This window comes from Streptomyces sp. NPDC051662 (assembly GCF_040681655.1).
GTDB lineage: Bacteria > Actinomycetota > Actinomycetes > Streptomycetales > Streptomycetaceae > Streptomyces.
The window spans coordinates 19,768-46,525 of sequence record NZ_JBFAZD010000029.1; the positions used below are offsets into that span (position 1 = coordinate 19,768).

25 protein-coding genes are annotated in these 26,758 nt (G+C 67.8%); 8 read left to right on the forward strand and 17 right to left on the reverse strand.

The features are described from left to right. Position 1: 1 nt before the first annotated feature. Together AB0M67_RS33750 and AB0M67_RS33755 are read right to left on the reverse strand one after the other, a co-directional pair. Entirely contained in the window at positions 2-406 is a 405-nt protein-coding gene (locus AB0M67_RS33750; protein WP_365751386.1) for a TIGR03618 family F420-dependent PPOX class oxidoreductase, read from the reverse strand. Beyond that, on the reverse strand, positions 403-1,095 hold the full coding sequence (locus AB0M67_RS33755) for an NAD(P)H-binding protein (protein WP_365751387.1): 693 nt from the start codon (positions 1,093-1,095) through the stop codon (positions 403-405). The genes AB0M67_RS33750 and AB0M67_RS33755 overlap by 4 nt, the downstream gene beginning before the upstream one ends. 76 nt (positions 1,096-1,171) lie before the next feature. Between AB0M67_RS33755 and AB0M67_RS33760 the strand changes: the two genes are divergently transcribed. Continuing rightward, the gene (locus AB0M67_RS33760; protein WP_365751389.1) at positions 1,172-1,828 is read left to right on the forward strand and encodes a TetR family transcriptional regulator; all 657 of its coding nucleotides are present in this window, start codon (positions 1,172-1,174) and stop codon (positions 1,826-1,828) included. 220 nt (positions 1,829-2,048) lie between these two features. Here AB0M67_RS33760 and AB0M67_RS33765 read toward each other — a convergent pair whose 3' ends face one another. The 4 genes from AB0M67_RS33765 to AB0M67_RS33780 all read right to left on the reverse strand — a co-directional run bounded on the left by AB0M67_RS33765 (position 2,049) and on the right by AB0M67_RS33780 (position 6,984). Further along, entirely contained in the window at positions 2,049-3,428 is a 1,380-nt protein-coding gene (locus AB0M67_RS33765; RefSeq protein ID WP_365751390.1) for an MmgE/PrpD family protein, read from the reverse strand. Positions 3,429-3,612: 184 nt separating this feature from the next. Next, the gene (locus tag AB0M67_RS33770) at positions 3,613-4,326 is read right to left on the reverse strand and encodes a haloacid dehalogenase type II (RefSeq protein ID WP_365751391.1); all 714 of its coding nucleotides are present in this window, start codon (positions 4,324-4,326) and stop codon (positions 3,613-3,615) included. A gap of 134 nt (positions 4,327-4,460) precedes the next feature. Continuing rightward, positions 4,461-5,015 carry a CGNR zinc finger domain-containing protein gene (locus AB0M67_RS33775; RefSeq protein ID WP_365751393.1) on the reverse strand — a complete coding sequence of 185 codons (555 nt, stop codon included), beginning with the start codon at positions 5,013-5,015 and terminating at the stop codon, positions 4,461-4,463. A 298-nt stretch (positions 5,016-5,313) separates the two neighbouring features. Next, positions 5,314-6,984 (reverse strand): long-chain fatty acid--CoA ligase, encoded by a 1,671-nt coding sequence (locus AB0M67_RS33780; protein WP_365751394.1) that lies wholly within the window; start codon positions 6,982-6,984, stop codon positions 5,314-5,316. A gap of 401 nt (positions 6,985-7,385) precedes the next feature. Between AB0M67_RS33780 and AB0M67_RS33785 the strand changes: the two genes are divergently transcribed. Together AB0M67_RS33785 and AB0M67_RS33790 are read left to right on the forward strand one after the other, a co-directional pair. Next, positions 7,386-8,555 carry a CaiB/BaiF CoA-transferase family protein gene (locus AB0M67_RS33785; protein WP_365751395.1) on the forward strand — a complete coding sequence of 390 codons (1,170 nt, stop codon included), beginning with the start codon at positions 7,386-7,388 and terminating at the stop codon, positions 8,553-8,555. Between the two features lie 50 nt (positions 8,556-8,605). Further along, positions 8,606-9,760 (forward strand): acyl-CoA dehydrogenase family protein, encoded by a 1,155-nt coding sequence (locus tag AB0M67_RS33790; protein ID WP_365751396.1) that lies wholly within the window; start codon positions 8,606-8,608, stop codon positions 9,758-9,760. Between the two features lie 109 nt (positions 9,761-9,869). On the opposite strand, the gene AB0M67_RS33795 is transcribed toward AB0M67_RS33790, so the two are convergent. From AB0M67_RS33795 to AB0M67_RS33820, 6 genes are all read right to left on the reverse strand, one after another. Continuing rightward, positions 9,870-11,945 (reverse strand): SpoIIE family protein phosphatase, encoded by a 2,076-nt coding sequence (locus tag AB0M67_RS33795; RefSeq protein WP_365751397.1) that lies wholly within the window; start codon positions 11,943-11,945, stop codon positions 9,870-9,872. Positions 11,946-12,092: 147 nt separating this feature from the next. Then, entirely contained in the window at positions 12,093-13,286 is a 1,194-nt protein-coding gene (locus AB0M67_RS33800) for a TetR/AcrR family transcriptional regulator (RefSeq protein ID WP_365751398.1), read from the reverse strand. Positions 13,287-13,418: 132 nt separating this feature from the next. Then, the gene (locus AB0M67_RS33805) at positions 13,419-14,249 is read right to left on the reverse strand and encodes an SDR family oxidoreductase (RefSeq protein ID WP_365751399.1); all 831 of its coding nucleotides are present in this window, start codon (positions 14,247-14,249) and stop codon (positions 13,419-13,421) included. Between the two features lie 121 nt (positions 14,250-14,370). Next, positions 14,371-14,787, reverse strand: coding sequence for a MaoC/PaaZ C-terminal domain-containing protein (locus AB0M67_RS33810; RefSeq protein WP_365751400.1), 417 nt, complete (start codon positions 14,785-14,787; stop codon positions 14,371-14,373). Further along, complete coding sequence (locus AB0M67_RS33815) at positions 14,784-15,242, reverse strand: MaoC family dehydratase N-terminal domain-containing protein (protein ID WP_365751401.1); 459 nt, start codon at positions 15,240-15,242, stop codon at positions 14,784-14,786. Before AB0M67_RS33815 ends, AB0M67_RS33810 begins: the two co-directional genes overlap by 4 nt. A gap of 3 nt (positions 15,243-15,245) precedes the next feature. Beyond that, a complete protein-coding gene (locus tag AB0M67_RS33820) occupies positions 15,246-16,430 on the reverse strand; it encodes a lipid-transfer protein (protein WP_365751402.1) in 1,185 nt (394 codons plus the stop codon). A gap of 223 nt (positions 16,431-16,653) precedes the next feature. Between AB0M67_RS33820 and AB0M67_RS33825 the strand changes: the two genes are divergently transcribed. The 3 genes from AB0M67_RS33825 to AB0M67_RS33835 all read left to right on the forward strand — a co-directional run bounded on the left by AB0M67_RS33825 (position 16,654) and on the right by AB0M67_RS33835 (position 20,194). Beyond that, on the forward strand, positions 16,654-17,685 hold the full coding sequence (locus AB0M67_RS33825; protein ID WP_365751403.1) for a fumarylacetoacetate hydrolase family protein: 1,032 nt from the start codon (positions 16,654-16,656) through the stop codon (positions 17,683-17,685). Then, the gene (locus AB0M67_RS33830) at positions 17,678-19,144 is read left to right on the forward strand and encodes an AMP-binding protein (protein WP_365751404.1); all 1,467 of its coding nucleotides are present in this window, start codon (positions 17,678-17,680) and stop codon (positions 19,142-19,144) included. Before AB0M67_RS33825 ends, AB0M67_RS33830 begins: the two co-directional genes overlap by 8 nt. 99 nt (positions 19,145-19,243) lie before the next feature. Further along, positions 19,244-20,194 carry an MBL fold metallo-hydrolase gene (locus AB0M67_RS33835; protein ID WP_365751405.1) on the forward strand — a complete coding sequence of 317 codons (951 nt, stop codon included), beginning with the start codon at positions 19,244-19,246 and terminating at the stop codon, positions 20,192-20,194. 65 nt (positions 20,195-20,259) lie between these two features. On the opposite strand, the gene AB0M67_RS33840 is transcribed toward AB0M67_RS33835, so the two are convergent. Both AB0M67_RS33840 and AB0M67_RS33845 read right to left on the reverse strand, forming a co-directional pair. Next, complete coding sequence (locus AB0M67_RS33840; RefSeq protein WP_365751406.1) at positions 20,260-21,819, reverse strand: AMP-binding protein; 1,560 nt, start codon at positions 21,817-21,819, stop codon at positions 20,260-20,262. Between the two features lie 250 nt (positions 21,820-22,069). Next, a complete protein-coding gene (locus AB0M67_RS33845) occupies positions 22,070-23,041 on the reverse strand; it encodes an NAD-dependent epimerase/dehydratase family protein (RefSeq protein WP_365751407.1) in 972 nt (323 codons plus the stop codon). Between the two features lie 98 nt (positions 23,042-23,139). On the opposite strand from AB0M67_RS33845, the gene AB0M67_RS33850 reads away from it, so the two are divergent. Then, on the forward strand, positions 23,140-23,769 hold the full coding sequence (locus tag AB0M67_RS33850; RefSeq protein ID WP_365751408.1) for a TetR/AcrR family transcriptional regulator: 630 nt from the start codon (positions 23,140-23,142) through the stop codon (positions 23,767-23,769). 160 nt (positions 23,770-23,929) lie between these two features. On the opposite strand, the gene AB0M67_RS33855 is transcribed toward AB0M67_RS33850, so the two are convergent. From AB0M67_RS33855 to AB0M67_RS33865, 3 genes are all read right to left on the reverse strand, one after another. Then, the gene (locus AB0M67_RS33855) at positions 23,930-24,469 is read right to left on the reverse strand and encodes a YbhB/YbcL family Raf kinase inhibitor-like protein (protein ID WP_365751409.1); all 540 of its coding nucleotides are present in this window, start codon (positions 24,467-24,469) and stop codon (positions 23,930-23,932) included. Further along, positions 24,466-24,615 carry a hypothetical protein gene (locus AB0M67_RS33860; RefSeq protein ID WP_365751410.1) on the reverse strand — a complete coding sequence of 50 codons (150 nt, stop codon included), beginning with the start codon at positions 24,613-24,615 and terminating at the stop codon, positions 24,466-24,468. Before AB0M67_RS33860 ends, AB0M67_RS33855 begins: the two co-directional genes overlap by 4 nt. A gap of 143 nt (positions 24,616-24,758) precedes the next feature. Continuing rightward, positions 24,759-25,400: a TetR-like C-terminal domain-containing protein gene (locus AB0M67_RS33865; RefSeq protein ID WP_365751411.1), complete on the reverse strand. Its 642-nt coding sequence runs from the start codon at positions 25,398-25,400 to the stop codon at positions 24,759-24,761. Between the two features lie 133 nt (positions 25,401-25,533). On the opposite strand from AB0M67_RS33865, the gene AB0M67_RS33870 reads away from it, so the two are divergent. Next, entirely contained in the window at positions 25,534-26,604 is a 1,071-nt protein-coding gene (locus AB0M67_RS33870) for a hypothetical protein (protein WP_365751412.1), read from the forward strand. Positions 26,605-26,758: the final 154 nt, after the last annotated feature.

The following is a 26,758-nucleotide window of genomic DNA, read 5'->3' on the forward strand; positions in this document are numbered from 1 at the left end:
ATCAGAGATTGAGGCTCAGGACGCGTTCGACGGAGACCTCGACGACGACCATGTCCGGCGGGGTGGGCGGGGCCGCGCGGTAGCGGGCGGCGTAGCGGCGGACCGCTTCGGCCAGGCGTGCGGGGTCGTCGGTGACGGCGGCCCGGCCTTCGAGGGTGACCCAGCGGAAGCCGTCCGCCTGGCAGAGCGCGACGCGGGCCGTCGGGCCGCCCGCCGCCACATTCCGGGCCTTGCGGGCCCCGGCCCTGGTGGTCACCCGGGCAAGGCCGGTGGCCGCGTCGAAAGTGAAGCGGACGGGGGTGACGTGCGGGGTGCCGTCGGAGCGAAGCGTGGTGAGGGTGGCTGTGAGGCGGCGGGCGAGGAACGTCCTTGTGCCGGAGGGGAGTTCGATGGTGGCCCGGCTCACCTCTTCTTCACGCCCTCGTGCCAGATCAGCTTGGCGATGTTCGGCTTCACGGCCGTGGTGATGACGCCCATGGCCGTGCGGCTGTACCGCTTCTCCTCCAGCTCGCGCAGCATGCTCGCGGCGAGGTCCACGCGGGCGGTGAAGACCCCGTCGGCGCTGGTCTCGGCGGTGCGGTAGTCCGTGATGGAGGAGTGCTCGAAGAGGCCCGAGGGGCGCACGAGGGTCCAGTCGAGGTCCGTCCGGCGGATCACGGCCTCCATACGGCGCATGTCCTCGTGGAGGGTGCGGCCGAGGCGTCGGTTCACCAGGGGGTCGAGCACGTGGTTGAAGAAGTGCGCTCCGGTAGGCCGCCAGTCCGGGTCGGCGATGCTGGAACTGACGGTGAGCAGCCGTTTGATGCCGTGGCGGGCCATGGCCCCGGTGATGGCGGTGGCGCTCGCCGAGTACGTGGTGACGGTCTCCTTGCTGAAGCGCGCGCCCAGCGCGGAGAGCACGGCGTCCGTCCCGCCGATCGCGGCATCGACGGCCGCCGGATCGGTGGCGTCGGCGACGGCCACGGTGAGGCCCGCCCGCGCGGGGAGGGAGCCGGGGCGGCGGGTCACGGCGACGACCTCGTGGCCGGCCGCGAGGGCCTGGTCCGTGAGGTGGCGGCCGGTCGGTCCGTTGGCGCCGAAGACTGCGATACGCATGATGTCGGGGCATCCCTTCGAGTGGTGTGCGGAACGCCCTTGACCCTGCCGATCACGGAATGCAGGCTCAACGCTGATGAATAACGCCGCCCCCGCCCCCGCCCGTACCCGAGGCCGCCCACGCGGCAACCCGCCGACCCGCGAGTCGCTCGTCTCGGCGGCCCGCACGCTGTTCCTGGAGCGCGGCTACCGGCGCACCACCCTGCGCGCGGTGGCCGGGGCCGCCGGGGTCGACGTGGCGCTCATCGCGTACCACTTCGGCTCGAAGAAGGGCCTGTTCGCGGACGTGATGCAGTTCCAGTGCGCCAACGCGCTGGCGGTGGACGACGTCCTCGGCGGCGACCCGGTCACCCTCCCCGACCGTCTGATCGACGCGGTGACGGACCTGTGGGAGGACGCCGACTTCCTCCAGCTCACCGCTCAGGGCGACGAGGCCGCCGAGGTCATCCGCGAATACCTGGAACACGAGCTGCTGGCCCGGCTTGTTGAATTTCTGGGCGGCCGGGACGCGACCGCCCGCGCCACGGCCGTGGTGACGATCCTCGGCGGCCTCATCTACACCCGCTACCTCAACCCCCTTCCCACCCCTGCCGCCCTCACCCAGGCCGAGACCCGCCGGATCCTTGTCCCGGCACTACGCGCGGCGCTGACCCCGAGGCCGCGCATCGCGAAAACCGCCGGAGCAGGCCGCCGGGGCTCGCCGGCCTCCGGTGGAGGCGCCGTCCGACCTTGACCACCTGCTGAGGCCGCTGCCAAGGCGCGGTGGGCGGCGACTGCGGTGAGGCTTCGCCCTTCGTCGCGGGTGATCTGCTCGCCGAGTCGGCCGGTGGCGAGCAGCATGGTGCCGTCCTTGTGCGTCGTACCTGAGACGAACACCAGGTCCGCGGCGAGTCGGGCGACGGTCTAGTCGCCGGCCGGCATGGGGAGGTCCACGGACGTGGGATCCGTGGTGGTCACACCTGGGACCCGGACTCGAACAACTGGGTGAGCGTGTTGATGTCTTCCACGGTGTCGAGTTCGTCGATCAGCCGCTTGATCTGTGCCGCACGGTCGGGGTCGACGACGCCTGCGGTGAGGCTGGTGAACTTGTTCTGGAGATCGTTGTCCGACAGGGGGTTCTGTGCCGCGCCGAGGGGGAATTCGACGTCGCGGATGTACTTGGCGCCGCTGTGGGTGGTGACTTGGGTGATCGATCCCACCGACTGGTGCTTGCCGCCTGAACGCTGGTCGAAGAGGCCATCGCCGGTGAGGGTGATCCGGTTGGCGAACTCGGCGATGGCGGGGTCGGAGCGGCGGTCCTCCATGATGTCGGCGAAGTTGACATGCCCCTGGTGCGCGGCGACGGCGAGGACGTACTGGGCGCAGTGTGAGCGCAGCGGGTTGTTGTCGACGACATGGTAGGAGGACTGCGGGGCGCGGACGTGGACGGAGGCGATGTCGTCGACGCTGATGTCCTCGCTCCGCAGGATGTCGAGCAGTCCGTCCAGGCCGGCGGGGATGAAGACGCAGCAGGAGTTGCGCTTGAAGAACAGTTCCGTCACTTCGAACCGCTCGCCGAGCTGGTCCAGCAGTGCGTTCTGGTCCCATTGGCCGGTGAAGGCTTTTCCGAAAGGGTACTTGCCGCCGAAGATGTCGTCCGGTCCCTTGAAGCCGGTGGCGGCGAGCATGGCGGCCTGGACACCGGCCTGGGAGGCGAGGCCGATGTTGAGCGGGCGGGACTGTTCGGAGGGGTCGTCGACCCAGGACAGCAGGCCGCAGGCGCTGGTTCCGGCGAGGCCGAAGGCGCTGGCGAACCGTGCGTTGTCCAGGCCGAGGAGGAGTCCGGCGGCGACGGTGCTGCCGAAGGTTCCCGCCACGGTGGTGGGGTGGAAACCGCGGGCGTACTGCTCGGAGGGGCTGAGCGCGTAGCTGACGCGGGCGGCGACGTCGATGCCCGCCACGATCGCGGCCAGGACCTGCGCTCCGCTGGAGTTCTGGCGCTCGCCGACCGCGAGGGCTGCCGGTGCGACCACGGCGATGGCGTGGACGTTGGCGGAGGGGTGGTGGCTTTCGATGTCGCAGTAGTAGGCCAGGGTGCCGTTGGCGAGGGCGGCGGTGGCCGGGTTGGTCCGCAGTGTGGAGCCGGCGAGGCGGGATTCACCCGCGCCGCCCGCCTCGGTGACCATGTGCTTGAGAAGGGACATGACGGGGTAGCTGTGGGAGGTCGCCGCGAGCAGTGCGCCGATGCTGTCGTAGAGGGCGTTCTTGGCCTGTTTGACGACCGGTGCGGGGAGTTTGTCGTAAGCAAAGACGCCGAGGTTGTCAATGAGTTGCCTGGTGGGTGTGGTGGTCACAGGGGCGTCCGTTTCTGGGGGCGGGTGGTTCCGGAGGTGGTAGCCGGGGGTGATCAGCACGCCTGCGTCACGCACGAGTTGATCGGCCAGGCGGGGGCGCGCAGGGCCCATCGCGCTGAGGACGTCCTCGGCGGCGTTGATGACGGCCCAGGGCGTACCGCGTCGGAAACGCGACGGCCGGCCGTCATGAGCGGGCCTCACCACCAGGGGCGAGCCCGAGCAGGGACAGTAGCCCTGTCAGGTCAGGCAGTTCGGCGGTGGGTGCGGGTGTTTCCCGCCTCAGTGTCTGACCCTGCCGGTTGATCCACACCGTCGGTATGCCCAGGGGCACGGATCGGGGCAGGTCCACGTACTGGGACTGGGCCACGTGAACGACTTCGTGCGGCTCGGCTCCTGCACGCTCCAGTACCAGATCGAACAGGGCCCGGTCGGGCTTGTACGCCTGGACGACCTCGCCGGTGATGGCGTAGGTGAAGGGATCTCCCAGCTTCTTGGCCCCGGCTTCGAGAATGTCGCGCTGGCTGTTGGAGATCGTCGCCAGCGGAACGTGCTTCTTGAGCTCAGCAAGCACGTCAACAGTGTCCGAGAACGGATCGGCCTGAGCCATGACGTCGCCCAGGACGCTGAGCTCCGCCGGGTCGAAGTCGACCTCCGCTTCGGCCAAAGCCTCCGCCATCGTGTTCTTCAGCAGATCACGGTAGAGCTGGAAGGGCCCGGACACGGCGGGCAGCGCGAAGCCGTAGTACCAGCGCTGGTAGAACTCCGCGACGTCGACGTTCACACCCTTGCCGGCGAACAGTTTCGCCACGTGGGCGCGTAGCGCGGAGTCCCAGTCGATGAGGGTGCCGTAGGTGTCGAACGTGATGAGCCGCGGTGTCGCGGGCAGCGGTGCAGCCATGTCTGCCTCCCATGAGCGAGCCGGGCGAACCCCTCATGACCAGGGACGCCATTGGTCGACGCAACGGTAAGCAGCACAGAAGTCATGAGTCAAGCATGGTTAACTAATGCGCCCAGGGATGGCTCCAGTGACCGTCAGTTCGCCTTCTGGCGCTTACGCTCCCGGTAGGCCGAAGCGTGCACCCGGTTACCGCAGCCTTTGGCGTCGCAGAACCGGCGTGATCCGGGCCGCGACGCGTCCACGAAGACGTTGCCGCACTCCGCTCGCTCGCAGATGCGCAGGCGGGAGCCGCCCCCGTCCGCGATCGCGGTGAGCAGGGCCACTACGCAGGTGGTCGCGACCCGCTCGGAGAGCGGTGCCCTGGGGCGGGAGTAGTGCCAGTGCCAGCTGCCGTCGTGGTCACTGAGCTGTGGCTGGGCGCCCAGCTCGCGCAGGACTCCGTTGAGAGCTTCGACCGACTTGCGAACCGCGGGGTTTCCGAAGGCGAGCCTCAGGCGGGGGCGCAGGTCCCGCAGTCGTTTCAGGTCGGAGTCGGACAGTGGGCGGTCCAGTACCCAGCCGCGCTTGCTGAGCAGCTTGGCGGCTGCGGCTTCCGAGGTCAGCCCGTCACCGCCCGTCATCACGTCGTAGCTGTTGATGAGATCGACCGCCGTGAGGGCCGCCCGACCTGAATAATCACTTATTGCCATCTTGGCTCCTGACGAAAAGGAGGGTAGCCCGTCATTACCTTAAGTCAGTATACCCATGACGTTCGTGTCGTCGTTTGGGGCGTGCCTCGCGGCGGGCTCCAGCGACTGGGCGGTCGTCGGATCGGACCGGCTGCCGTGGTCGGCTTCGGCCTGGCGAACCATCCCCGCAAGGCTTCCTCGTGGATACCGAGGTCGGGCAGGTGTCGCCACCGCGCCGCGAGAATGACCATGTCATTCGTCGATGATTCCGATCGACATGCCCCCCGTTCCCCCTCTCTTGCCCGCCGGTGGTGGGTTCTCAGTCCGTGGCTACGGCGTTCTTCGCAGCCTCCGTGGTTGTGGGCGAGCCGACGCGATAGTCGGCGAAGCGTTCGCGCAGGGTCTTCTTGGAGAATTTGCCGACGCTGGTCTTGGGGATCTCGTCGATGAACTCGACCGCGTCGGGGAGCCACCATTTGGCCACGCGCGAGGACAGGAAGTCGATGATGTCGTCCGCGGCGAGGGATTCGCCGTCCTTGACCACGACCAGTGCCAGTGGGCGTTCCATCCAGCGCTCATGCGCGATGCCGATCACCGCCGCCTCGGCCACCTTGGGATGGGCCATGATCGCGTTCTCCAGCTCGACCGAACCGATCCACTCGCCGCCTGACTTGATCAGGTCCTTCGTGCGGTCGACAAGCCGCACGGAGCCATGGCGGTCGATCGTGGCGACATCGCCGGTACGCAGCCAGCCGTCCTCGGTGAACTGCTCATCGCTGTCCTCGGCACGGTAGTAGGACTTGGCGACCCACGGCCCGGCAGCCTGCACCTCGCCGGTGGTCACGTCGTCCCATGGCTGTGTTCGGCCGGTGTCCGGGTCGCAGATTCGCATCTCCACCAGCGGTGTGGCGTAGCCCTGGCGGCTGCGTACGCCGTCACGCTCGTCCTCGGACAGGGCGTCGTGATGGGTGCGTGTCCGCGAGACCGTGGCGATCGGGCTGGTCTCCGTCATTCCCCACGCCTGGAGGATCGGTACGCCGATCGTCTCCCGATAGGCGGCGGACAGAGCCTTGGGGACTGCGGAGCCGCCGCACATGATCGTGCGAAGCGAGGTCAGGTCGTGGTCGGCCAGCAGCGGCTGGACGCCCATCCAGATGGTCGGTACGCCGGCGGTGACGGTCACCCGGTGCCGCTCCAGCAACGAGACGATCGCTGCCGGCGTCATGTCCGAGCCGGGGAACACGATTGACGCGCCCGCCATGAGCGCCCCGTAGGGCAGGCCCCAGGCATTGGCGTGGAACATGGGTACGACCGGCAGCACGACGTCGCGTTCGCTCAGCGCCGTCGGCCCGTCGGCGAGCAGCGTCAGCAGCGCGTGCAGCACCGTCGAGCGATGGCTGTAGACCACTCCCTTGGGATTGCCGGTGGTGCCCGAGGTGTAGCACATCGCGGCGGCGGTGTTCTCGTCCTCGATGTGGAAGACGCCGGCGAACGGCTGGGCGTCGGCGAGCAGACCTTCGTAGTCCGCGATGCGCGGGTCGTCGGGGAGCGGGACATCGGATCCGTCGTCGAGCACCACGAAGGTGCGCACGGTGGGCATCCGGTCGGCCAGCGGCCACAACACCGGCAGCAGCGAGCGGTCGACGAAGACGACCTCGTCCTCCGCGTGTTCCGCGATGTAGACGATCTGGTCGGGAAACAGCCGGATGTTGAGCGTGTGCAGGACCCGGCCGGTACACGGCACAGCCAGGTACAGCTCCAGGTGGCGGTCGCTGTTCCAGCAGAACGTGCCGACCCTGCCGTCCGCACTCACCCGCAGTGTGTCGAGCACGGTGGCGAGCCCGCGGACGCGGGCACAAATTGCTTCGACCGTGGTCGTGGCCTCGCCGTAGGGCCCGGACGTGACGATCGTCTTGTGACCGAAGTAGTGCTCGGCGCGGTGGAACAGATGAGGCAGAGCGAGCGGACGGTCCTGCATGAGTCCGAGCATCAAGGGCTCCTATCTGATGATGAGGGGCAGGGCGATCCTGTGCCGTTCGCTGTGTGACCGGACCACTGCGTCCGTGTGCGCGCCGGACTGATCCATCGCCACTCCTCGCCTGAACCATCACCATCGACTATTAGAAATTCACTTCTTACCTCATACGGATTGACAGCGCCAGTACGAGGAGTCAGTGTTTGCTGCAACAAGCTCTTGGATATTCACAACAAGATCGGCGCACCCCCGGGCCGCTCAGCTCGCGACACCGGTCCCGGTTCGACCACGCTCTCGCCGTCGAGATACGGACGAAGGGGTCGAGACGCGGACGAAGAGGTCGGCTGCGAAACCCCCTGGCCGGCCAAGCGCCGAACGTCCCCACACCGAACTCAAGCCGAAGTGGCGGAGCCACCATGACAAGAACTTCATCCGGGCCACTTGCCGGAGTGCGCGTCATAGAGATCGCCAGCCTCGCTCCTGGGCCGTTCGCCTGTACGGTGCTGTCCGATCTCGGTGCCGAAGTCCTGAGGATCGACCGCGCGGCCTCGGTCGGCGCACTGCCCGAGGGACCGACAGACCCGCTGATTCGGGGGCGCCGATCGGTGGCCGTCGACCTCAAGCATCCGTACGGCGCGCGTTTGGTCCGTGACCTTGCCGCTTCGGCCGACGTGCTGGTGGAGGGGTTCCGTCCCGGTGTCGCCGAACGTCTGGGCATCGGCCCGGACGACTGCCGTGGGCTCAACCCGCGCCTGGTCTATGGCCGGATGACCGGTTGGGGGCAGGAGGGACCGCTCGCGCCACGCGCCGGTCACGACATCAACTACATCGGATTGTCCGGGGCGCTGGAGCCGATCGGTGACGCGGCACGGCCCACCGTGCCGCTGAATCTCATCGGCGACTTCGGGGGCGGCGGCATGCTCCTCGCCGTCGGTATCCTGGCCGCGCTCTTCGAGCGCGAGCGCTCCGGCCTCGGCCAGATCGTCGACGCCGCGATGGTGGACGGCGCCGCGCTGCTCACCGCCGGCCTCCACGGGATGCGTGCCGCAGGGCACTGGCCGGCAGGCCGCCGGGGGAACCTGCTCGACGGCGGCGCACCGTTCTACGACACGTATGAGACCGCCGACGGCCGTTTCATCGCGGTGGGCGCCCTGGAGCCCCAGTTCTACGCCCAGTTGATGACCGGACTCGGCCTGTCCGAAGCCAATGACATACCGCGGCAGGACGATCGCGCACGGTGGCCCGAACTGCGCAGGCGCCTGGCGGCGGTGTTCAAGGAGCGCACCCGTGACGAGTGGACGGCCCGCTTCCAGGACACCGACGCCTGCGTCACGCCGGTGCTCAGCCCCTGGGAAGCCCACGAGCACCCGCACAACGCGGCTCGCGAGGTCTTCCAGTCGTCGTCCGGTGTCCGGCAGCCGTCCCCCGCGCCGCGCCTGGATCGGACGCCCGGCTCGATCGCCGGACCGCCGCCGCACCCCGGGCAGCACACCGTGTCCGCGCTCGCCGACTGGGGCCGGCCCGAGGAGGAGGTCTCCGCACTGCTGGCAGCCGGTGTCATCGTCACCGCCCCGGCCACTGTCTGAGACGGACCTCCCCCTACCTCTCGTACTCTCCTACGGCCCCGAGGAGTCCAGTGAAGAGCAAGCTCTATACCGAGGACCACGAAGCGTTTCGCGAGATGGTCCGCGAGTTCATCGCGCGCGAGGTCACACCGCATCAGGAGCGCTGGGAGCAGGAGCGCCTCATGGACCGGCAGTTGTGGACAGCCGCGGGTAAACAGGGACTGCTCGGCATCGCCGTGCCCGCGGAGTTCGGTGGCGGAGGCGAGAGCGACTTCCGCTATCGCGCCGTCGTCATGGAGGAACTGGCCGACGTCGGAGCCGCGTCGGTCAGCTTGAGCCTGAGCTTGCAGGACGACATCGCGCTGCCCTACCTGCTCGACCTCGCCACCGGGGAGCAGAAGCGCCGGTGGCTTCCCGGTGTCTGTTCCGGCGAGATCGTCACCGCCATCGCCATGACCGAGCCCGGCGCGGGCAGCGATCTGCAAGGCATCCGCGCGACCGCCGTCAAGGACGGCGACGACTACCTCGTCAGCGGAGCCAAGACGTTCATCACCAACGGCATCCACTCGGACCTCGTCATCGTGCTGGCCAGGACCGATCCCGCGGCCGGTGCCAAGGGGATGAGCCTGTTCGTCATCGAGCGCGGCATGCCCGGCTTCACTCGAGGCCGCAAACTGAACAAGGTCGGGCTGCACGCGCAGGACACCGCGGAGCTGTTCTTCGACGAGGTCCGTGTCCCCGCCGCCAACCTCCTTGGCACGCCGGGCCGCGGTTTCGTCCACCTCATGGAGCGCCTGCCCCGCGAGCGCATGGCCATCGCGGTCGTCGCACAGGCCGCCGCCGAGGCAGCCCTGCGATGGACACTCGCCTACTGTGCTGAGCGCACCGCCTTCGGCAAGCCGATTGCCGACCTCCAGAGCACCCGCTTCACCCTGGCTGAACTCGCCACCGAGACAGAGGTGACGCGCGCTTACCTCGACCGGGTGATCGGCGACTTCAACGACGGCACGCTCAGCGCCGTCGACGCGGCCAAGGCCAAGTGGTGGGCCACCGAACTCCAGAACCGGGTCGTCAACCGGTGCGTGCAACTCCACGGCGGCTACGGCTACATGCTCGAATACCCCATCGCACGGGCCTTCGTCGACGCCCGCATCCAGACGATCTACGGCGGCACCACCGAGATCATGAAAGAGATCATCGGCCGTGACCTCACCTCCAACGGATGAGAGGAACGTCACGACGACGACCACTCCAGCCGACGCGACCGTTGCCCGACCGCTTGTAGCCGCCGAAGGCGAGGGGCGCGACATCGGAAATGCCCCGCTCGATGGTGGATCAGGGGCGCGGCCGAGGCCGGGCAATGAGTATCGCCACGTCGTCCCGATCGTGTGGATCACGCAGTGTGTCCAGGAGCCGGTCGCAGGTTTCTTCCAGAGAACGGCCGGGGCCGTCGAGCACGCGGAGGAAGACGTCGAGGCGATCATCAATGGCATCGCGGCGGGTTTCGACCAAGCCGTCGGTGTAGAGGACCAGTTGGTCTCCGGGGTACAGGGGCGCGGTGGTCGTTTCGAACGGGACGCCGCCGACGCCGAGGGGCGCGCCGGATGGCAGGTCAAGCAGCTCGGAAGGCCCCGATGCGGGGATGAGTGCCGGGGGCAGGTGTCCGGCCCCGGCAATACGGCACTGATCGTTGTGCGGGTCGTACTCGACGTAGATGCAGGTGGCGAAGAAGGGCTCCAGACCGGCGGTTATCTTGTCGAGGTGTCGCAGCACCTCGGCGGGCGAGAGGTCGAGGTCGGCCAGTGTGGCGGTGGCGGTGCGCAGGCGGCCCATCGCGGCGGCCGCGTCGATGCCGCTGCCCATCACATCGCCCACCACGAGCGCGGTCCTGTCCCCCGCGAGGGGGATGACATCGAACCAGTCGCCACCAACCTCGTTGGTGGCCACCGCGGGTTGGTAGCGCGTGGCGACCTCCAGGCTCTCGGGCGGCGCCGGTCGCGGCAACAGACTGCGCTGGAGTGTCACCGCCGTGTTGCGGACGCTCTGGTACAGGCGCGCGTTGTCGAGGGACACCGCGGTCCGGCCGGCCAGCTCACCGGCCAGGATGGAGTCGTCCGCCGTGAAAGGGAGCGGATTGGGGCCGCGCATCAGGCTCAGTACTCCCCGTACCTCGCCCTGGGCTGCGAGCGGTATCGCGAGATATGAGTGGATGCCGCTCCTGGCCAGGACAGCGGCGGCTTCGGCGTCACGGGCGATGCGTGCCAGATCCTCTTCGTCCACGTGAGCCACCATGATCGGGTGACCGGTCCGTACTGACTGGGTGAGCAGTCGATCGGCGTCGTAGTCGGCCAGTTGGTCGACTGTGCCGAAAGCGGGGGCCACTTCTGTGGGGCAGGCGGTCTTCACCGCGAGGGTACGCACGAGTACCGGGCCGCTGTCGAGTACCGCGGGGCGACGATGGCCCAGGGTGGAGTCGAGCACGTCCACCACCGCGATGTCGCTGAGTCCGGGCACCACGACGTCAGCCAGTTCGCGGGCCGTCTGTGTGATGTCCAGGGTGGTTCCGATACGGGCGGAGCCCTCGGCGATCAGGCCCAGACGCCGACGTGCCTGGGCCGCCGCTGTGATCGCATCGTACCGATCGGTGATATCCACTACCGACGTGGCCACGCCCAGAACCTGTCCGTGGGGACCCTCCAGCCGGTATACGGAGACGGACCAGGCATGATCGTTGTCAGGGTCGGCCGCGGTGCGGCCCATGGAGAACTTGTCGATCTGAGGGCGTCCGGACTCAAGCACGTCCCTGGCTACCGCTTCGGACGCCTCGACACTGGCCGAGGGCAGGACCTCGCCGAGCCCCCGGCCCAGGTGGTCCTTGGCCGGCAGACCATGGAACCGTTCCATCGCCGGATTGACGGCCACATAACGCAGATCGGTGTCCAGGACCGCCAGCCCGATCGGCGACTGGGCGATGGACTGCGTGTACAACGCGATATCCCGCTCCACGTCACGCACCTTCGACGCGTCCGTGGCGATACCCAGCGCGAAGAAGTCCCCCTGGTCGCCCGGTAGCCGCGTCCAGCGGAATTCCACCTGCCGCGTTCCTCCGTCCTCGGTCCGGACGGGAAGGACACGGGCCCAGCCCTCGCCGGTCTCGACCATCCGCGCGCACTCGCCGGCCACCAGCTCCCCGCTGCTGTCATGGGCCAGCAACCGCGTCGCGCGCCGGCCGAGCACTTCCCGCGCGGGGTAGCCGAAGAGCTGCTCGGCCTGCGGGCCCCACAGGACGATCCGCCCTGCCGCGTCCAGCGCCACCACCGCCACACCGAGTGCGTCCAGCACCCCACTCGGCCGCTCCAGCGGACGGCCGGAAGAATCGCTGTCGGCCTCGAAAGATCCCGTTTCCGTCATCCCGGACCGCACCTTCCACCTTGCCGGCGCCTGACCTCCTCAGCGCTGGCTCTGAAGCTGGGGCGCTGGGATGTCTCCCGTGACTTCCAGTGCTTCCATTGTCCCCTGATACGGTCGACGACGCACAGTTACCGCTCGGTCCGCGGTTCAGTGCTGCGGCAAGGCTGGGGTTCCCAGCAGCCGCAGGCACAGTGTCCGCACCGCGGGCTCGGTGGCGGTGTTGTGGCGCAGGTGCGGTGTGCGGGCGGTGTCGTTGGCGACGGCCAGCGCGGCATGGACCCGGATGCGGGCGGCCGTGGGGTCGAGCTCGGGCCGGGCGGCGCGCAGCAGGTGTGCCCATTCACTGACGTAGTCGTGCTGGGCACGGCGGGCGTCGTGCCGTTCGTTGTCGGGCAGGTGCCCGAGTTCGGTGATCATGAGGTCGATCAGGTCGTGGTGCTGGCGGGTGAAACCTACATACGAGGCCACGAGCCGGGTGAGCGCTGCTGCCGGGTCGGGGGCTGTGCCGTAGATGGTCGAGAGTTCCATGGACAGCACGGCCGTGCCACGCCGCAGGGCGGTGACGAGCAGCTCGGCTTTGGTGTCGAAGTGGTTGTAGAGGGAGGCTCCAGCGATGCCGACGGCCGCGCCGATGTCCTCGATGCCGACCCCGGTGTAGCCGTCACGGGCGAACATCCGAACGGCCTGGGTCAGCATCGCCTCGCGGCGTGAATGCGGCACAAGCCCCGGCGGCCCGGGTGCGGGCGGTCCGGGATCGGGCAGATGCGGCAGCGGGGTGTCAACGACGATGCCGACGAGATCGGTCAGCAGTGCTGTGTACTCCGGCGTGGGCAGGTCGAGGCGGTGGAACGACGTACTCATCAGAACCCCGAGGATCGACCAGGCCAGCAGGTCGGCCGCCGCCGGGGAGAGGTCCGGCCGGGCGTGCCGCAGACGGCTCGCGAGCAGTTGCCCGATCCCGCTGAGTTCGGCGCGCAGGTCGGTGAAGTCCGGCTGGGCGACGTGGCGGGCTTCGCGCTGCCAGAGGACACCGAGCCGGCGGTGTTCGAGCGCCAGCAAAGCGAGTTGGGGAAGCCCGGTGGCCCGATCGGTGAGATCCAGGGTCTCGATGGTCGCGCGGAACGGGACCAGGGCCGAGGTGAGGACTTCGCGCAGCAGGGCCTGTTTGCCGGCGAAGTGCCGGTAGAGCGCCGACGGGCCGATGCCGACGGCCTCGGCGATGTCGGACACGCCGATCTTGTCGTAGCCGCGGTCGAAGAACAGCTCGGTGCCCGCGCTCACGATGAGGGCGCGGCGGTTGCGTGGGCGGGTGGTCCGCGGTGCCGCGCTGCCGACGGTCATGGTCTCCTCCGCGTCGCGGTTGCCGGGTGCTCGATTGTCACTCTCGCACGCCGAGGCGCGGTGCGGTGTAGAACGTGATGACGAACCGGTCGGAGTTCGTCGCCGTCCTTCCCCGACGCGCCGATGTCGGTCTCAGATGATGAATCCGCCGCCGCAGACCAGGGTCTGAGCACTGACGTAGTCCGATTCGGGGATGCACAACAAGTAGACCGCGCCGGCGGCTTCCTCGGCTGTGCCGGTGCGGCCGAGCGGGATCATCCGTTCCATTGTGGAGAGCAGTTCGGGGTTGACGCCGACCTTGATCTCTTGGCCCGCCACGTCGATGGTGCCGTCGCCATTGGCCGATGCTTCGGTGAGGCGGGTCCTGATCATGCCGAAGGCGACGGTGTTGACGGTGACGTTGTAGCGGCCCCATTCCTTGGCCAGCGCTTTGGTCAGTCCGGTGACGCCGGCTTTCGCGGCGGCGTAGTTGGCCTGCCCGGCGTTGCCGCCGAGTCCGGCGATCGAGGAGATGTTGACGACCTTGCGGCAGGGCACCGGTTCGCCTGCCGCCGCGTCCTTCTTGGCCGCCGCGGAGATCACCGGTTGAGCGGCGCGCAGGATCCGGAACGGCGCTTTGAGGTGGACGTCGAGTATGGCGTCCCACTGCTCGTCGGTCATCTTCTGGATGACGGTGTCCCAGGTGTATCCGGCGTTGTTGACGATGATGTCCAGCCCGCCGAAGTTCTCCACCGCGGCGCGCACGAACGTCTCGGCGAAGCCGTCCTCGGTGACGCTGCCGACGACCGCGACCGCTTGTCCGCCCGCGGTCCGGATGGCAGCGACGGTTTCCTTGGCCGGTGCGTCGTCGATGTCGTTGACCACGACCGACGCGCCGTCGGCGGCGAGTTTCAGCGCGATCTCCCGGCCGATGCCGCGGCCGGAGCCGGAGACGATCGCTACCTTCCCGTCGAGCTTTCCCATGTGCGTCAAGACCTTTCGCCGTCACGTGTCATCGATGAGGATTACGTCGCTGTCGGACGGGGCCCCGGGGGTCCGCGGACGTCACAGGCGCGTCCGGCAAGCGGGACTTCGAGCGCCGTCGTCACGGACCGAGTCCGTTTCGGACATCGATGACGGCGTCGCCGGTGAGGGTGATGGTGCCGTCCTCAAGGGTGATCGTCAGCTCGACGGTCGCCTCGTCGTGGTCGAGGGACACGACGGTGCCGGTACAGGTCGGTTGGCCGTGGACCGGGGTGATCGAGACGAAGCGCACCCGGTAGGAGCGGATCCGTGACTGCGGGACCCACCCGGTCAGGAGCCTGCCGAGGTAGGCCATCGAGAGCATGCCGTGACAGAACACATCGTCGAGTCCGGCGGACTTGGCGACGTCGAGGTCGAGATGGATCGGATTGTGATCCCCCGACGCGCCGGCGAACAGGGCGAGCGTGGTCCGGGAGATCGGCTCGACCCGCAGGGGCGGGAGTTCGGTGCCGACCCGGATCTCCGGTGCCGTGGTCATTTCGCTGCCTCCGGGTGACGGACGACGAGCACCGAGGTGGCCTCGGCGACAAGGTCGCGGTCGCGGGTGATGTCGGTGCGCTTGACCAGGAACTCCAGCGCGCCGCCCTTCTTGCTGTACACCTCGCTGATGCGCGGCCGCAGGGTGAGCGTGTCCCCGGCATGCGCGAGCGAGTGGTAGGTGAAGGACTGCTCGCCATGCAGGATCGTGCGCAGGTCGATGCCGATCTCGGTGAGGTAGCCGAACGGGTCGGGGGCCTCCAGTTCGAGGCTGAAGTAGAACGTCGGCGGGATCAGTAGGTCGCGGTGCCCGGCCTGCTGGGCGGCGTGGAGGTCGGTGTAGACCGGATCCGTTTCACCGATCGTTCGGGCGAAGAGCGCCAGCCGCCCTCGGTCGGCTCGCACCGTCAGCGGGTCGAAGACCAGCGCGGTGGCCTTGCCCGGGTCGATGGTCAAGGGTCAGCTCACCTTCTCGTAGAGGGTGACGACCGCGGCGCCGCCGAGGCCGATGTTGTGCTGCAGCGCCAAGTTCACGTTCTCCACCTGCCGGGCGTCGGCCTGGCCGCGCAGCTGCCACACCAGTTCCGCGCACTGCGCCAGCCCGGTCGCGCCGAGCGGATGCCCCTTCGACAACAGGCCGCCGGAGGGGTTGGTGACCACGCGCCCGCCGTAGGTGTTGTCGCCGTCGAGGATGAACTTCTCCGCTGTGCCCTCGGGCGTGAGGCCCAGCGCTTCGTAGCAGAGCAGTTCGTTGGTGGTGAAACAGTCGTGGAGCTCGACGACCCGGATGTCCTCGGGGGATGCGCCGGACCTCTCGTACACCTGCTGCGCGGCGGCTCTCGTCATGTCGTAGCCAACGACTTTCCGCATGTCCGCGTCGGTGAAGGTCGACGGGGTGTCGGTGGTCATCGCCTGTGCCTTGATCGCGACGTCGGTGCGCAGCCCGTGTTCACGGGCGAAGTCTTCACCACACAGCACCGCGGCCGCCGCGCCGCACGTTGGCGGGCAGCATTGCAGACGGGTCAACGGGCCGAAGATCTGCGGCGACGCCAGCACCTGCTCGACGGTGACCGGGTCGCGGAACACCGCGTACGGGTTGTTCGCCGCGTGTGCGCGGGCCTTGACGGAGATCTTCGCGAGCGTGTCGTCGGCCAGACCGTACTCGGCGGCGTAGGCCGCACCCGCGCCGCCGAAGTACTGTGCGGCGAAGGGGGCGTCGGACTCGCCCTGGATCGCCTGGGCGACCTCGTCGAACCGGACGAACGGACTGGGCCGGTCCTGCCACCCCATGCCGAGGGCGCCACGCTGCATCTGCTCGAACCCCAGAGCCAGCACACAGTCCACCGCGCCGCTCTCGATCGCCTGCCGGGCGAGGAACAGCGCAGAGGACCCGGTGGAGCAGTTGTTCGTCACGTTGATCACCGGGATGCCCGACTGGCCTACGCGGTAAAGCGCCGCCTGCCCGCAGGTCGAGTCGCCGTAGACATAGCCGACGTACGCCTGCTGCACCCGCTCGTAGTCGATCCCGGCGTCGGCGAGCGCCGCCCGGGTGGCTTTCTCACCCATCACGTCGTACGGCTCACTCGTCCTGGGAGTGGCGAACGGGACCATGCCCACCCCCGCCACGTGCACTCGCTGACTCATCGCGGCTCCTCATCCGAATCATCGCCATCGACTATTCAATATTCACTTCTTACCGCATGGCGATTGACAACGCCAGCATGGGGAGCCAGTGTGTGCTGCAACACGCTCTCGGTGATTCACAACAAGAACGGTCCAGTGACACGGCGAACGGCAAGCTGCCGCCGCCCGCGTGTCCTTGTCCGAGCCGCGACGCAGCACAGCAATCAGCAGATTGGAGACGGGCATGCGACTGGTGACTTTTCGCCCCGGTGCGGGTGGACCGCGACTCGGAGTCCTCGACGGCGAGAGCGTGGTCGAACCGGGACCGGCGTTGCGAGCTGAGCAGCGGTTGCGATCAGGGCCGACGGCCGGCGGGCGAGCCCCCGAGGTCGCGACGGAGATGGTGGCGTTCTTCGAGAGCGGCGATGACGGTCTCGAACACGCGCGCCGGGCGCTGGAAATCGTGCGTGAACGTCGCCGCCGCGGCGACACCCTCACCGGTGACGACGACGCCCCAGTCGTCCACGCGATCGACGATGTCCGACTGCTCGCACCGGTACCGCGCCCTCGGCGCGTGCGGGATTACCTGACCTATACCCAGCATGCCACCGGCGCGGGGCTGGCCGTGCCGGCGGCGTTCGCGGCGATGCCCGTCTGTTACAAGTGCAACGTCGAGACGATCGTCGGCCCCGACGACGAGCTGCTGTGGCCGTCCTACACCGACCAACTCGACTTCGAACTGGAAATCGGCTTCTTCACCGGCGGTGGCGGGCGTGACCTCACACCGGCCGAGGCCCGCACACGTATCGCGGGTATCACGATCTTCAACGACGTGAGCGCCCGCGACATCCAGTTGTTCGAGATGGCCATGACCATCGGCCCGTCCAAGGGCAAGGATTTCTGCACCGCGATGGGCCCGTGCGTCCTGACGATGGACGAGGTCGACGAGTGGTCGATCGCGATGAGCGCCCGGGTCAATGGAGAGGTGTGGGCGTCGGGCACGTCCAAGGAGCGGCAGTACTCCTTCGCCGAAGTGCTCGCCTGGGCCTCGCTCGACGAGGACGTGTACCCCGGGGAGTTCTTCGCCACGGGGACGGTCGGTGGTGGCTGCGGTTTCGAACTCGATCGGTGGATCAAGCCGGGAGACGTGGTCGAACTTGAGGCATCCAACGTCGGGGTGCTGCGTAACACTGTGGGGAACAAGCAGGTCCGTCGCGAGGGCGCGGGAGTCGCCAGCTATCACGGTGCGCCGTCGATACATGTCGCTCATGACTGACACCGTCGCCGGACTGTTGCGTCGCCACGCCGTCGGACAGGACCGCGTCTTCGCTGTCCTGCCCGACGGCGAAACGATCACCTACGCCCAGCAGTTGGCGCGCAGCCGGGCGATGGCGGCGGGGCTGCGTCGCAGTGGCGCGCGACCTGGTGACCGTGTCCATGTGCAATTGTCGAACTGCCCCGAGTTCTTCGATGTCTGGTTTGCCACGGCGCTGTCGGGCACCGTCCTGGTGCCGACGAATCCGCAGTCCTCGGAACACGAACTGCGCGACATCCTCGACGACGCGGTCCCAGTGGTCTCGATCCGCGACACCGCCGAGGTCGACGCTCTACGCGGCACCACGCCGGCGCAGGCGGCGCAGGACACCGACGAGCGGAACCCGGGACGGGTCGCCGCCATCCTCTACACGTCGGGCACCACAAGTCGCGCCAAAGGTGTCATGGTCACGGACGCGAACTATGTCGCCGCGGGCAACGCCGTCGCCGACCACCTGAAGGTCACCGAGCGGGACCGGTGGCTGATCGTGTTGCCGCTGTTCCACGCGAACGCCCAGTACTACTGCGCCATGTCGGCACTGGTGCGTGGTGCGTCGGTCGCACTCGCGCCGCGTTTCTCAGCCAGCGGTTGGGCACGACAGGCACGAACGATGGACGCGACCCTCGCCAGCTTGTTCGCGGCTCCTGTGCGCATGATCCTGGCCGGCGCGCCAAGGCCCCGCGACGCGGACAACCGCCTGCGGACCGTGCTGTTCGCCCAAAACCTCACCGCGACCGACGCAGCCACATTCGAGCACCGCTTCGGCACCCGCCTGGTGCAGCTGTACGGGATGACCGAAACCGTCCTGCCACCCACCATGAACCCCGACGACGACGGTCGCCTGTGGGACAGCATCGGCCGCCCCGTCCGGGGCGTCACCGTCGACCTCGTGGACGAGAACGGCCACACCATCGCCGGCCCCGGCACCGGCGAAATGCGCATCGTAGGACATCCCGGTGAAACCCTGGCCGCCGGATACTGGCACGACCTTCCCGCCACCCGGGAGACTTTTACCGATCAGGGCCTGCGCACCGGCGACCTCGCACGTCGCGACGCCGATGGTTTCCTGTTCTTCGTCGACCGCTCCAAAGACATGATCAAACGCTCCGGGGAGAACATCTCGGCCGGCGAGATCGAACGCGTCGCCGGCGACCACCCTGCCGTCGCCGAATGCGCCGCCATCGGTGTCCCCGACCCGGTCCGCGACGAGGCCATCGTGCTCGTCGCCACCGTCCGTTCCGGCTATGAGCTCAGGGCCAACGACCTACTGGACTGGTGCGCCGAACGGCTCAGTGCTTTCAAAGTCCCCAGCTCCGTCGTGTTCCTCGACCGCCTCCCACGCACCAGCGTCGGCAAGATCCGCAAGGCGGAGCTACGCGCACAACACGAGATCCGCGCATCGCGAGGCCGTCCGGCCTGACCCCCTCCCGGCGGCGCGACCCACCGCCGGGGCCATCATCCTCCCCACTGCCCCGCAGCAGCCGGTCCTGTCGGCTGCCCGACCGGAAAGAGCACACCCATGACCTCGACTCCCTCCATCCCCTACACCCGCGGCCTGCACCGTCTCACCGAGCATTGCCACGCCTGGCTCGTCCCCGACGGCACATGGGGCTGGAGCAATGCCGGCCTTGTCGCCGGGGCCGGTGAGTCGTTGCTGGTGGACACCCTGTTCGACCTGGCCATGACCCGCGAGATGCTCGACGGTCTGGGTCAGCTCACCGGCGACAACCCGATCCGGACCGTCGTCAACACCCATGCCAACGGGGACCATTGGTACGGCAACGAACTGGTCGCCGACGCCCAGATCATCACGTCGCGGGCCACCGCCGACGAAATGGCGACGAGCGGTCCGGACCTCGTCCGGGGCCTACTCACTCAGACAGGGCCGGCCGGTAGATTCGCACGCCACATATTCGAGCCATTCGACTTCTCCGACATCACTCCCACCGGCGCCACTCGCACCTTCGACCATGAACTGACCATGGACGTCGGCGGCGTCGAGGTGCGGCTGATCAACCTGGGGCCGGCCCACACCGGCGGAGATACCGTGGTGTTCGTACCCTCCGAACGCGTGCTGTACGCAGGCGACCTGCTGTTCATCGGGGGCACACCGATCAGCTGGGCAGGCCCTGTCTCCAACTGGATCACCGCCTGCGACCGGATGCTCGCCCTGGAACCCGAACTGGTAGTCCCCGGCCACGGACCCGTCATCGCCGCCTCGGGCATCCACCAGGTCCGCGACTACCTGACCTGGGTGCAGGCCGAAGCGCGAGCCCGCCACGAGAAGGGAATGACACCCGAGGACGCCATGCGCGACATCAACCTCGGCCGGTTCGCCGATCTCGACGAGCGCGGGCGGATCGCCCAGAACATCCTCGCCGTCTACTACGAACTCGACCCCACCCTGGAACGAGTCGACACCCTCGAAGTGTTCCGCCGGATCGCCGAACTCGAAGGATTCACCGAATGAGCACCTCAACCCAGGTTGGCAGAGAGGGCACTTCGACGAGCTGAGTGGCGCGGACCGCCTGAAGGTCAGACTTTGCGGTCGCGGTGAGCCCAGTACTCGTCTCGTAGTTTTCGACGGAGGACTTTGCCGACGGGAGAGCGTGGAAGGTCACGAAATTCGACGAATTTCGGCGCCTTTACTGAGCCCAGAGCCTGTTTGCAGGCGGTAATGACCTGGTCGGGATCCAGGGTCTGCCCCGGTTTCGTTTCGATGACGGCAGTGACCGCCTCGCCCCATTTGTCGTCCGGGATGCCGATGGCGGCACAGTCGTTCACGGCCGAGAAGGTGTGAAGCACTGCTTCCACTTCGGATGGAAAGACGTTGAATCCACCGGTGATGATGATGTCTCTTTTGCGATCGAGTATGTAGACGTAGCCGTCTTCGTCGCGGTAGCCGATATCACCGGTGCCGTGCCACCCTCCCCGGCGTCGGGTTTCGGTCGATGCCTCAGGATTATTCCAGTACCCGCCGAATACGAGATCGGAGCGTACGACGATCTCGCCTTGCTCGCCGGGGCCAAGGAGATCGCCGAGATCGTTCATGATCTCCACTCGCGCCGCGATCGTCGGTCGGCCACAGGACGCAAGTCTGCCGCGATGCTTCACGTCGGCGGCGGCGTCGGCGATGTCTTCCCGTGTCAACACCGTGCAAACGAACGGGGCTTCGGCCTGGCCGAAAAGTTGGGTCATTACCGGGCCGAACACTTCGACCGCTTCGGCGAGCCGTTCGGGGGCGATCGGTGCTGCGGCCAGCAAGAAGTAACACAAGGACGAGAAGTCTCGCGTGCGCACATCCGGGTGAGCCAGTAGGGCATACAGCGCGGTCGGTGGAAGAAAGATCCTGGTCGCTCGATTGAGCTGGATCGATTCGAAGATGTCGACCGCTTCGACCCCCTGATGAATGATCACCTGGCCGCCTTCGGCGAGCACCGGGAAAGCTGCCATCCCTGCGGCATGCGTCATCGGCGTCGCACAGATGTATCTCGGAGGCTGCTGTTCAGGAAAGTGGACGTTCTGCGCCAGGCACATCAACACCAACTGTCGATGGGTGATGGGCACCGCTTTCGGTGCGCCCGTGGTGCCTCCGGTCGGGGCCAACATCGCAAGGCGCTCCGTGTCAGCAGGCTGATCGGCGCACAGAGTCCCCACCGGTGCCATCCAGTCCGACAGTACGGGATCGTTGCCGCGGCCGCGGCCAATGGAGACCACCGACTTGATCGAGGGGACGCGTGCGAGCAGTGCGGGTACTCGATCGGCAAGGCTGCCGTGATAGATCAATCGGGTGCACCCCACCAGATGCAGAAAGCTGCCGGTCTCGTCCTCTTTGCCGGCCACGTTCACTGGTGTCCACACTGCGCCCGCGCGAACCGTAGCGACAACGCACGCGAACGCGTCCCCGTCGTTCGGGCTGAACACGGCGACACGGTCACCAGGCTTGAACCCATGGGAAAGAACTGCCGCGGCGATTCGATGGGTCAGCTGATGGAACTCGGCGTGCGTGCTCAGTGTCGTTCCGTCGGGCAGTGTCATGCACGGCGCGTCCGGGGCTATCCTCGCGCCTCGGTCCAAGTAGTCGATCAGCATCATCTCTTGAGATCCTTCCGCAAGGTCCGCGCGAGAGCGGTGATCAGAGCGTCGATCGCATCGAACGCGTCATCGACGCCGATCGCGATGGAGATGCGATCGGCGTCGATCGGTACCGCCCGAGTCGGCACAGCTCACCCACTGGCCTCGGGTGTTGCCGGGTCAAGGCGATCGCGCCACGCGCGGCGGCCAGGGCCCACGTCGTGCAGTCTTTTCGATGCGCTGGAGTCGTCCTGTCCCAGCAGCCCTCGCGTCAGAACTTGACGAGCGACGCCGCCGGTTGACGCTTCGGCTCCGGGTAGACGCTCTTGAGGTCAAGCGGCTGGGGAAGTGACGCGAGCTCCTCAAGGAGACCGGGGCGGTGCGGCTGCCAGCCAAGTTCCTCCCGCGCCTTCGCGCACGAGGCGCGGAGGTTGTAGAAGAAATCCCCTTCATTCGCTCGGCCATTGAGCTGTCGCATCGTCATGTGATCGACGACCACGATCTCCCCACCGAGGCCGGCCGCCTTACTGACTCCACGCGCCACATCCATCATGTGGACGGTGTCGGTCGCGGCGATGTACTGCCCGCGTGTGGAGGGATTGTTGAGAGCGATCGCGTACAGGTCGGCGAGGTCATCGACGTGGACGAAGGTGAACGCATTGTCCGTGTTGCATGCGTGGACCACCCCATGCTTGCGAACGTCGTTGAACGATCGCCCGACCGGCCCGATGTAGCCGCCGCCCCGCCCGTACAGCTGGCCCGCCGCGATGATGATCGCGCGGACGTCCTGGACCGCCAGGAGTTTCTGGGCGATCTGAAGGAAATGAATGTAGAAGTGCGGGACGGTCATGGGATCAGCTTCGGTGACGACCCGCTCGGGGAAGGCACAGCCGGTGTCGAGCCAGCCGCCGGTGCCGCCGGTCCAGATGTAGGGCTTGTCCGTGCCGGCCAGGGCCTCCAGTACGGCATCGGTGGTCGCCACGGCTTCATGGACCGTGTCCAGCGCCTGAACCAGGAACCCGCCCGTCGTGATCTGAACCACGCCGTCGGCCGCCCGCGACTCCTTCTGGATGATGTCGACATCGCCGAGTGCGCCGCGCACCGGCTCGATGCCGTCCTCGACGAGCTGGGCCGCTGCCTCGTCGCTGCGTGCCAGGCCCCGCAGCTGGTGCCCTTCGGCGAGCAGCCGTTCGCAGACGACCGATCCGATGTAGCCCGTACCGCCCATGACGAAAAGCTTCATCCTGTTCCCCTTCCATGAACGCACATCGTTGTGCGATAACGGCGATGCTATGCGCACTCACACACTTATTGCAAGCTCGTGTGCGTTAGATTGGTGGCATGACAGAATCAGTCCGCAGAACAGGTGGCCGCAGCGCGCGAGTCCGACACGAGGTCCTCTCCGCCACCCAGGCCCTCCTCCTTGAGGAAGGCCTGGAGGCGACGACCGTCACCGCTGTCGCCGAGCGCTCGGGGGTGCACCACACGTCGATCTACCGTCGCTGGGGCGACCGCGCCGCGCTCGTGCGCGATGCGCTGCTAGGAGCCGTCGACAGCGCGGTACCCGTTCAGGACACCGGCAGTCTGTACGACGAACTCGTTCAGATGCTCAATGATGTTCTGGCGATGTATCAGTCTGCTCTTGGACCTGTCCTGCTGGACCTGATCCGTTCCAACGAGCCGTCGCTCGCCGAGCTTCAGGTCGGCTATCTCGACGAGCGCCTCAAGCTCTGCGCCGAGGTCATCGAGCGGGCCAAGGAGCGCGGCGAGCTGCCCAGAACGGTCGACCACCGCCTGGTTTTCGAACTCCTCATCGGCCCCGTGCTCGGCCGCGCACTTCTCACCGCCGACGGCGTCAATTCCCTGGACTCAACAGTCATCGTGCGGGCAGCGCTCTACGGCGTATGCGACGGCCAGGACCGTGATCCAGCGCCATCTCGGGCATCGGGACGTCGCGCCTCGGCTCACTGATCGAAGAACGAGACCGCCGCCCTGCCGCTCGGCCGCCGCGCGGAAGCGGCGGAAGGGCCACCCGTCCAGCGGATGGCCCTTCTTCAGGCGGACGACGCGGGCCCCGGGATGGTGCGGAGCTACCCCTCCGTGGTGCCGGTGAGGCGGGTCATGTTGTCGGTCAGGCGGGGGTTTCGGCGGTGGCGGTCAGGACCGCGCGGCCGAGGATGTGTCCGGCCATGGTGAAGCCGAGGTAGGCCGGGGTGGCGTCGGCCGGTACGCCGATGGACTCGACGTCAAGTGCGTGTACCACGATGAAGTAGCGGTGCGGGCCATGCCCGGCGGGCGGGGCCGCGCCGATGAAGCGGGCGGCGCGGGCGTCGTTGGGCAGTTGGAAGGCGCCCTCGGGCAGGCCCGAGCCGGTGTCGTCGCCCGCGCCTTCGGGCAGTTCGGCGACGGTGGCGGGGATATCGGCGACCGCCCAGTGCCAGAACCCCGACCCGGTGGGGGCGTCGGGGTCGTAGACGGTGACGGCATAGCTCTTGGTGCCGTCCGGGGCGCCGCTCCAGGACAGCTGCGGGGAGATGTCCTTCCCGCCGGGGACGCCGAAGATGCCGGAGAACTGCTCGGGCGCCCAGGCCGCGCCGTCGGTGACGGTGGTGCTGGTGACGGTGAAGGAGGCCGCCTCGGGCAGGCGGGCGAAGGGGTCGTTGGCGCTCATCGCGTCGTTCCTTCCGGGCACTCGACGAGTTGCGCCGCCGGTTCTTCCCTGCGCGCCGGCCCGATGTGCACTCGCCCATCGGCTTGCAGGCGGTCCGAGACGACCGGATCGAGGTGGCTCGTTGCCTTGATAACGAACAGTTTCATGGTGATGTCCCTTGTTAACGCACTATCCTTGTGCGTTAGCTCACCATAGATGCGCCGCACGGCAAACGCAAGTGCATGTGCGTTAATCTGCCGCCGTATCGCGGGGTTCCGAAGTCGCCGCGCCCTCGATGGGCTGCCTGCCGTCAGGGGGTGTGGGTGCCGGGGAGCAGGACGGGAAGAAATACTTCGTCCACGATGCTGATGATCTCCTCGTCGCCGACCCTGCCGTGCATCAGGAAATCGTGGCGCAGCAGGTCCACGGGGAGTGTGAGCACGCGGGGGGTCGGGAGGTCGGGCCCGAACTCCCCCCGGGCAATGGCCCGGTCCACCAGTGTGACCACCAGTTCCTGACGCAGGACGCGGGAGTGCTGGGCCAGGACCAGGGCGAAGAGCCTCTCGTCGTGGGCGGTTTCGGCCATGAGGCCCCAGAACACCTCCGGGCCGAGGTTGGCGAATCTGTCGGAGACCCATCGGAGCAGGGCGATGACATCGGAGCGGAGGGAACCGGTGTCGGGCAGCTCGTCCGTGCCGGGATGAGAGTTGGCCACGGCGGCGAGTACGAGTTCGGCGCGGGTGGGCCAGCGGCGGTTCAGGACCGGCCTGCTGGTGCGGGCCCGGGCCGCGACGCCTTCGATGGTGAGCCCCACGTAGCCCGTCTCGGCGAGTTCCTCAAGTGCGGCGCGGAGGATGGCCTGCTCCAGCTCTTTGCCGCGGCGACGTGTGGCGACCTTGCCCGCTGTCCGAGTGGTGGGCGCGAGCTGGCTGGCAGTGGAAGTGTGCCGCACCGGGCCTCCTAAGAGCGACTCTGCATCTTATGTGGTTCACTATACCGCGACGGCTGAAGATGCGCCGTGCATCTTATTTTCGTCACGCGTTGACACTTCCCTTACCGCACCACACATAGATCCAGGAGGACCGGTGACTCCATCACCGTCATCACCGTCCCAGGCCCCGGCGCCGCCCTCCGATGACTGGCGCCGCCCCGCGATCGTCGTCGCCGGGCTGGTCGTGCTCTTCCTCGCCATGCTGTCGGCCTTCGCCCTGCCGCCCCTGCACTCGAAGCCGCATGACATCCCGATCGCTGTCGCCGGACCGAGCGGGCCTGCCGGGCAGCTCCGAGATCAACTGCGGGAGCAGGACCCCGGCGCGTTCGACATAGCCACGCTCGGCAACGGCCAGGAGGCCAAGGACCGCATCCTGGACCGCGACGCGTACGGCGCCTTCGTCACCGACGGCACCCATACGACCGTGCTGGTCGCCGGCGCCGCCAGCCCGGCGGTCGCCAATACGCTCAAGACCCTCGCGGTCCAGTTGGGGGAGGCGCAAGGAGCGGCTGTCCCGGTCGAGGACGTACGGCCGCTGCCGCCGGACGACCCCACGGGTGCCGGGCTCTCCGCGGGTGCGTTTCCTCTCGCGCTGGGCGGCTGGATTTGCGCGGCCGTGCTGCTGGCCACCGTCCCCCGGCAGCGCCAGCGTGTCGTCGCCGCCTTCGCCTTCTCTGTTACGGGGGCGATGGCTCTCACGGCCTTGCTGCAGTACGGATTCGGTTCACTGGACGGCAACTATTGGCTGACCAGCGCCGGCGCCGCCCTCGGGATCGCCGCGACGGCGTGGACGATCCTCGGCCTGCGCACGGCGTTCGGCAACGCGGGTCTCGGTCTGGGTGCCGTCACGATGATCTTCGTCGGCAACCCTCTGTCCGGCCTGAGCAGCGCACCCGAACTGCTTCCGTCCGGCTGGGGAACCCTGGGCCAGTTTCTGCCACCGGGCGCCACCGGCAGCCTGCTGCGCTCGTTCGCCTTCTTCGACGGTGCCGGCTCCGCGCGACCGCTGATCGTGCTGTCCTGCTGGCTGGCCGGAGGTCTCGCCTTGTACGTCATCGGGCTGCGACGCCTGCGCGGCAAGGGTGCGGCCGTCCCGTCCGCGAACAGTGAGGGCAAGCCTTCCAGCGAGGACAATCCTTCCGAGGAACTCCTGCCCACAGCCTGATCATGTCGACCCCACGATCCCCTCGGTACGGACGTGGTGGACGAGCGGCTCTCCTCACGAGCGGTCATCGATCTGAGGAGAGCACCGCTGGAACACTTCCGTTCTCCTTGTCGCCGCCCGGCATGGGTCAGGCGGCGCGGGGCGAAGCCGTCGT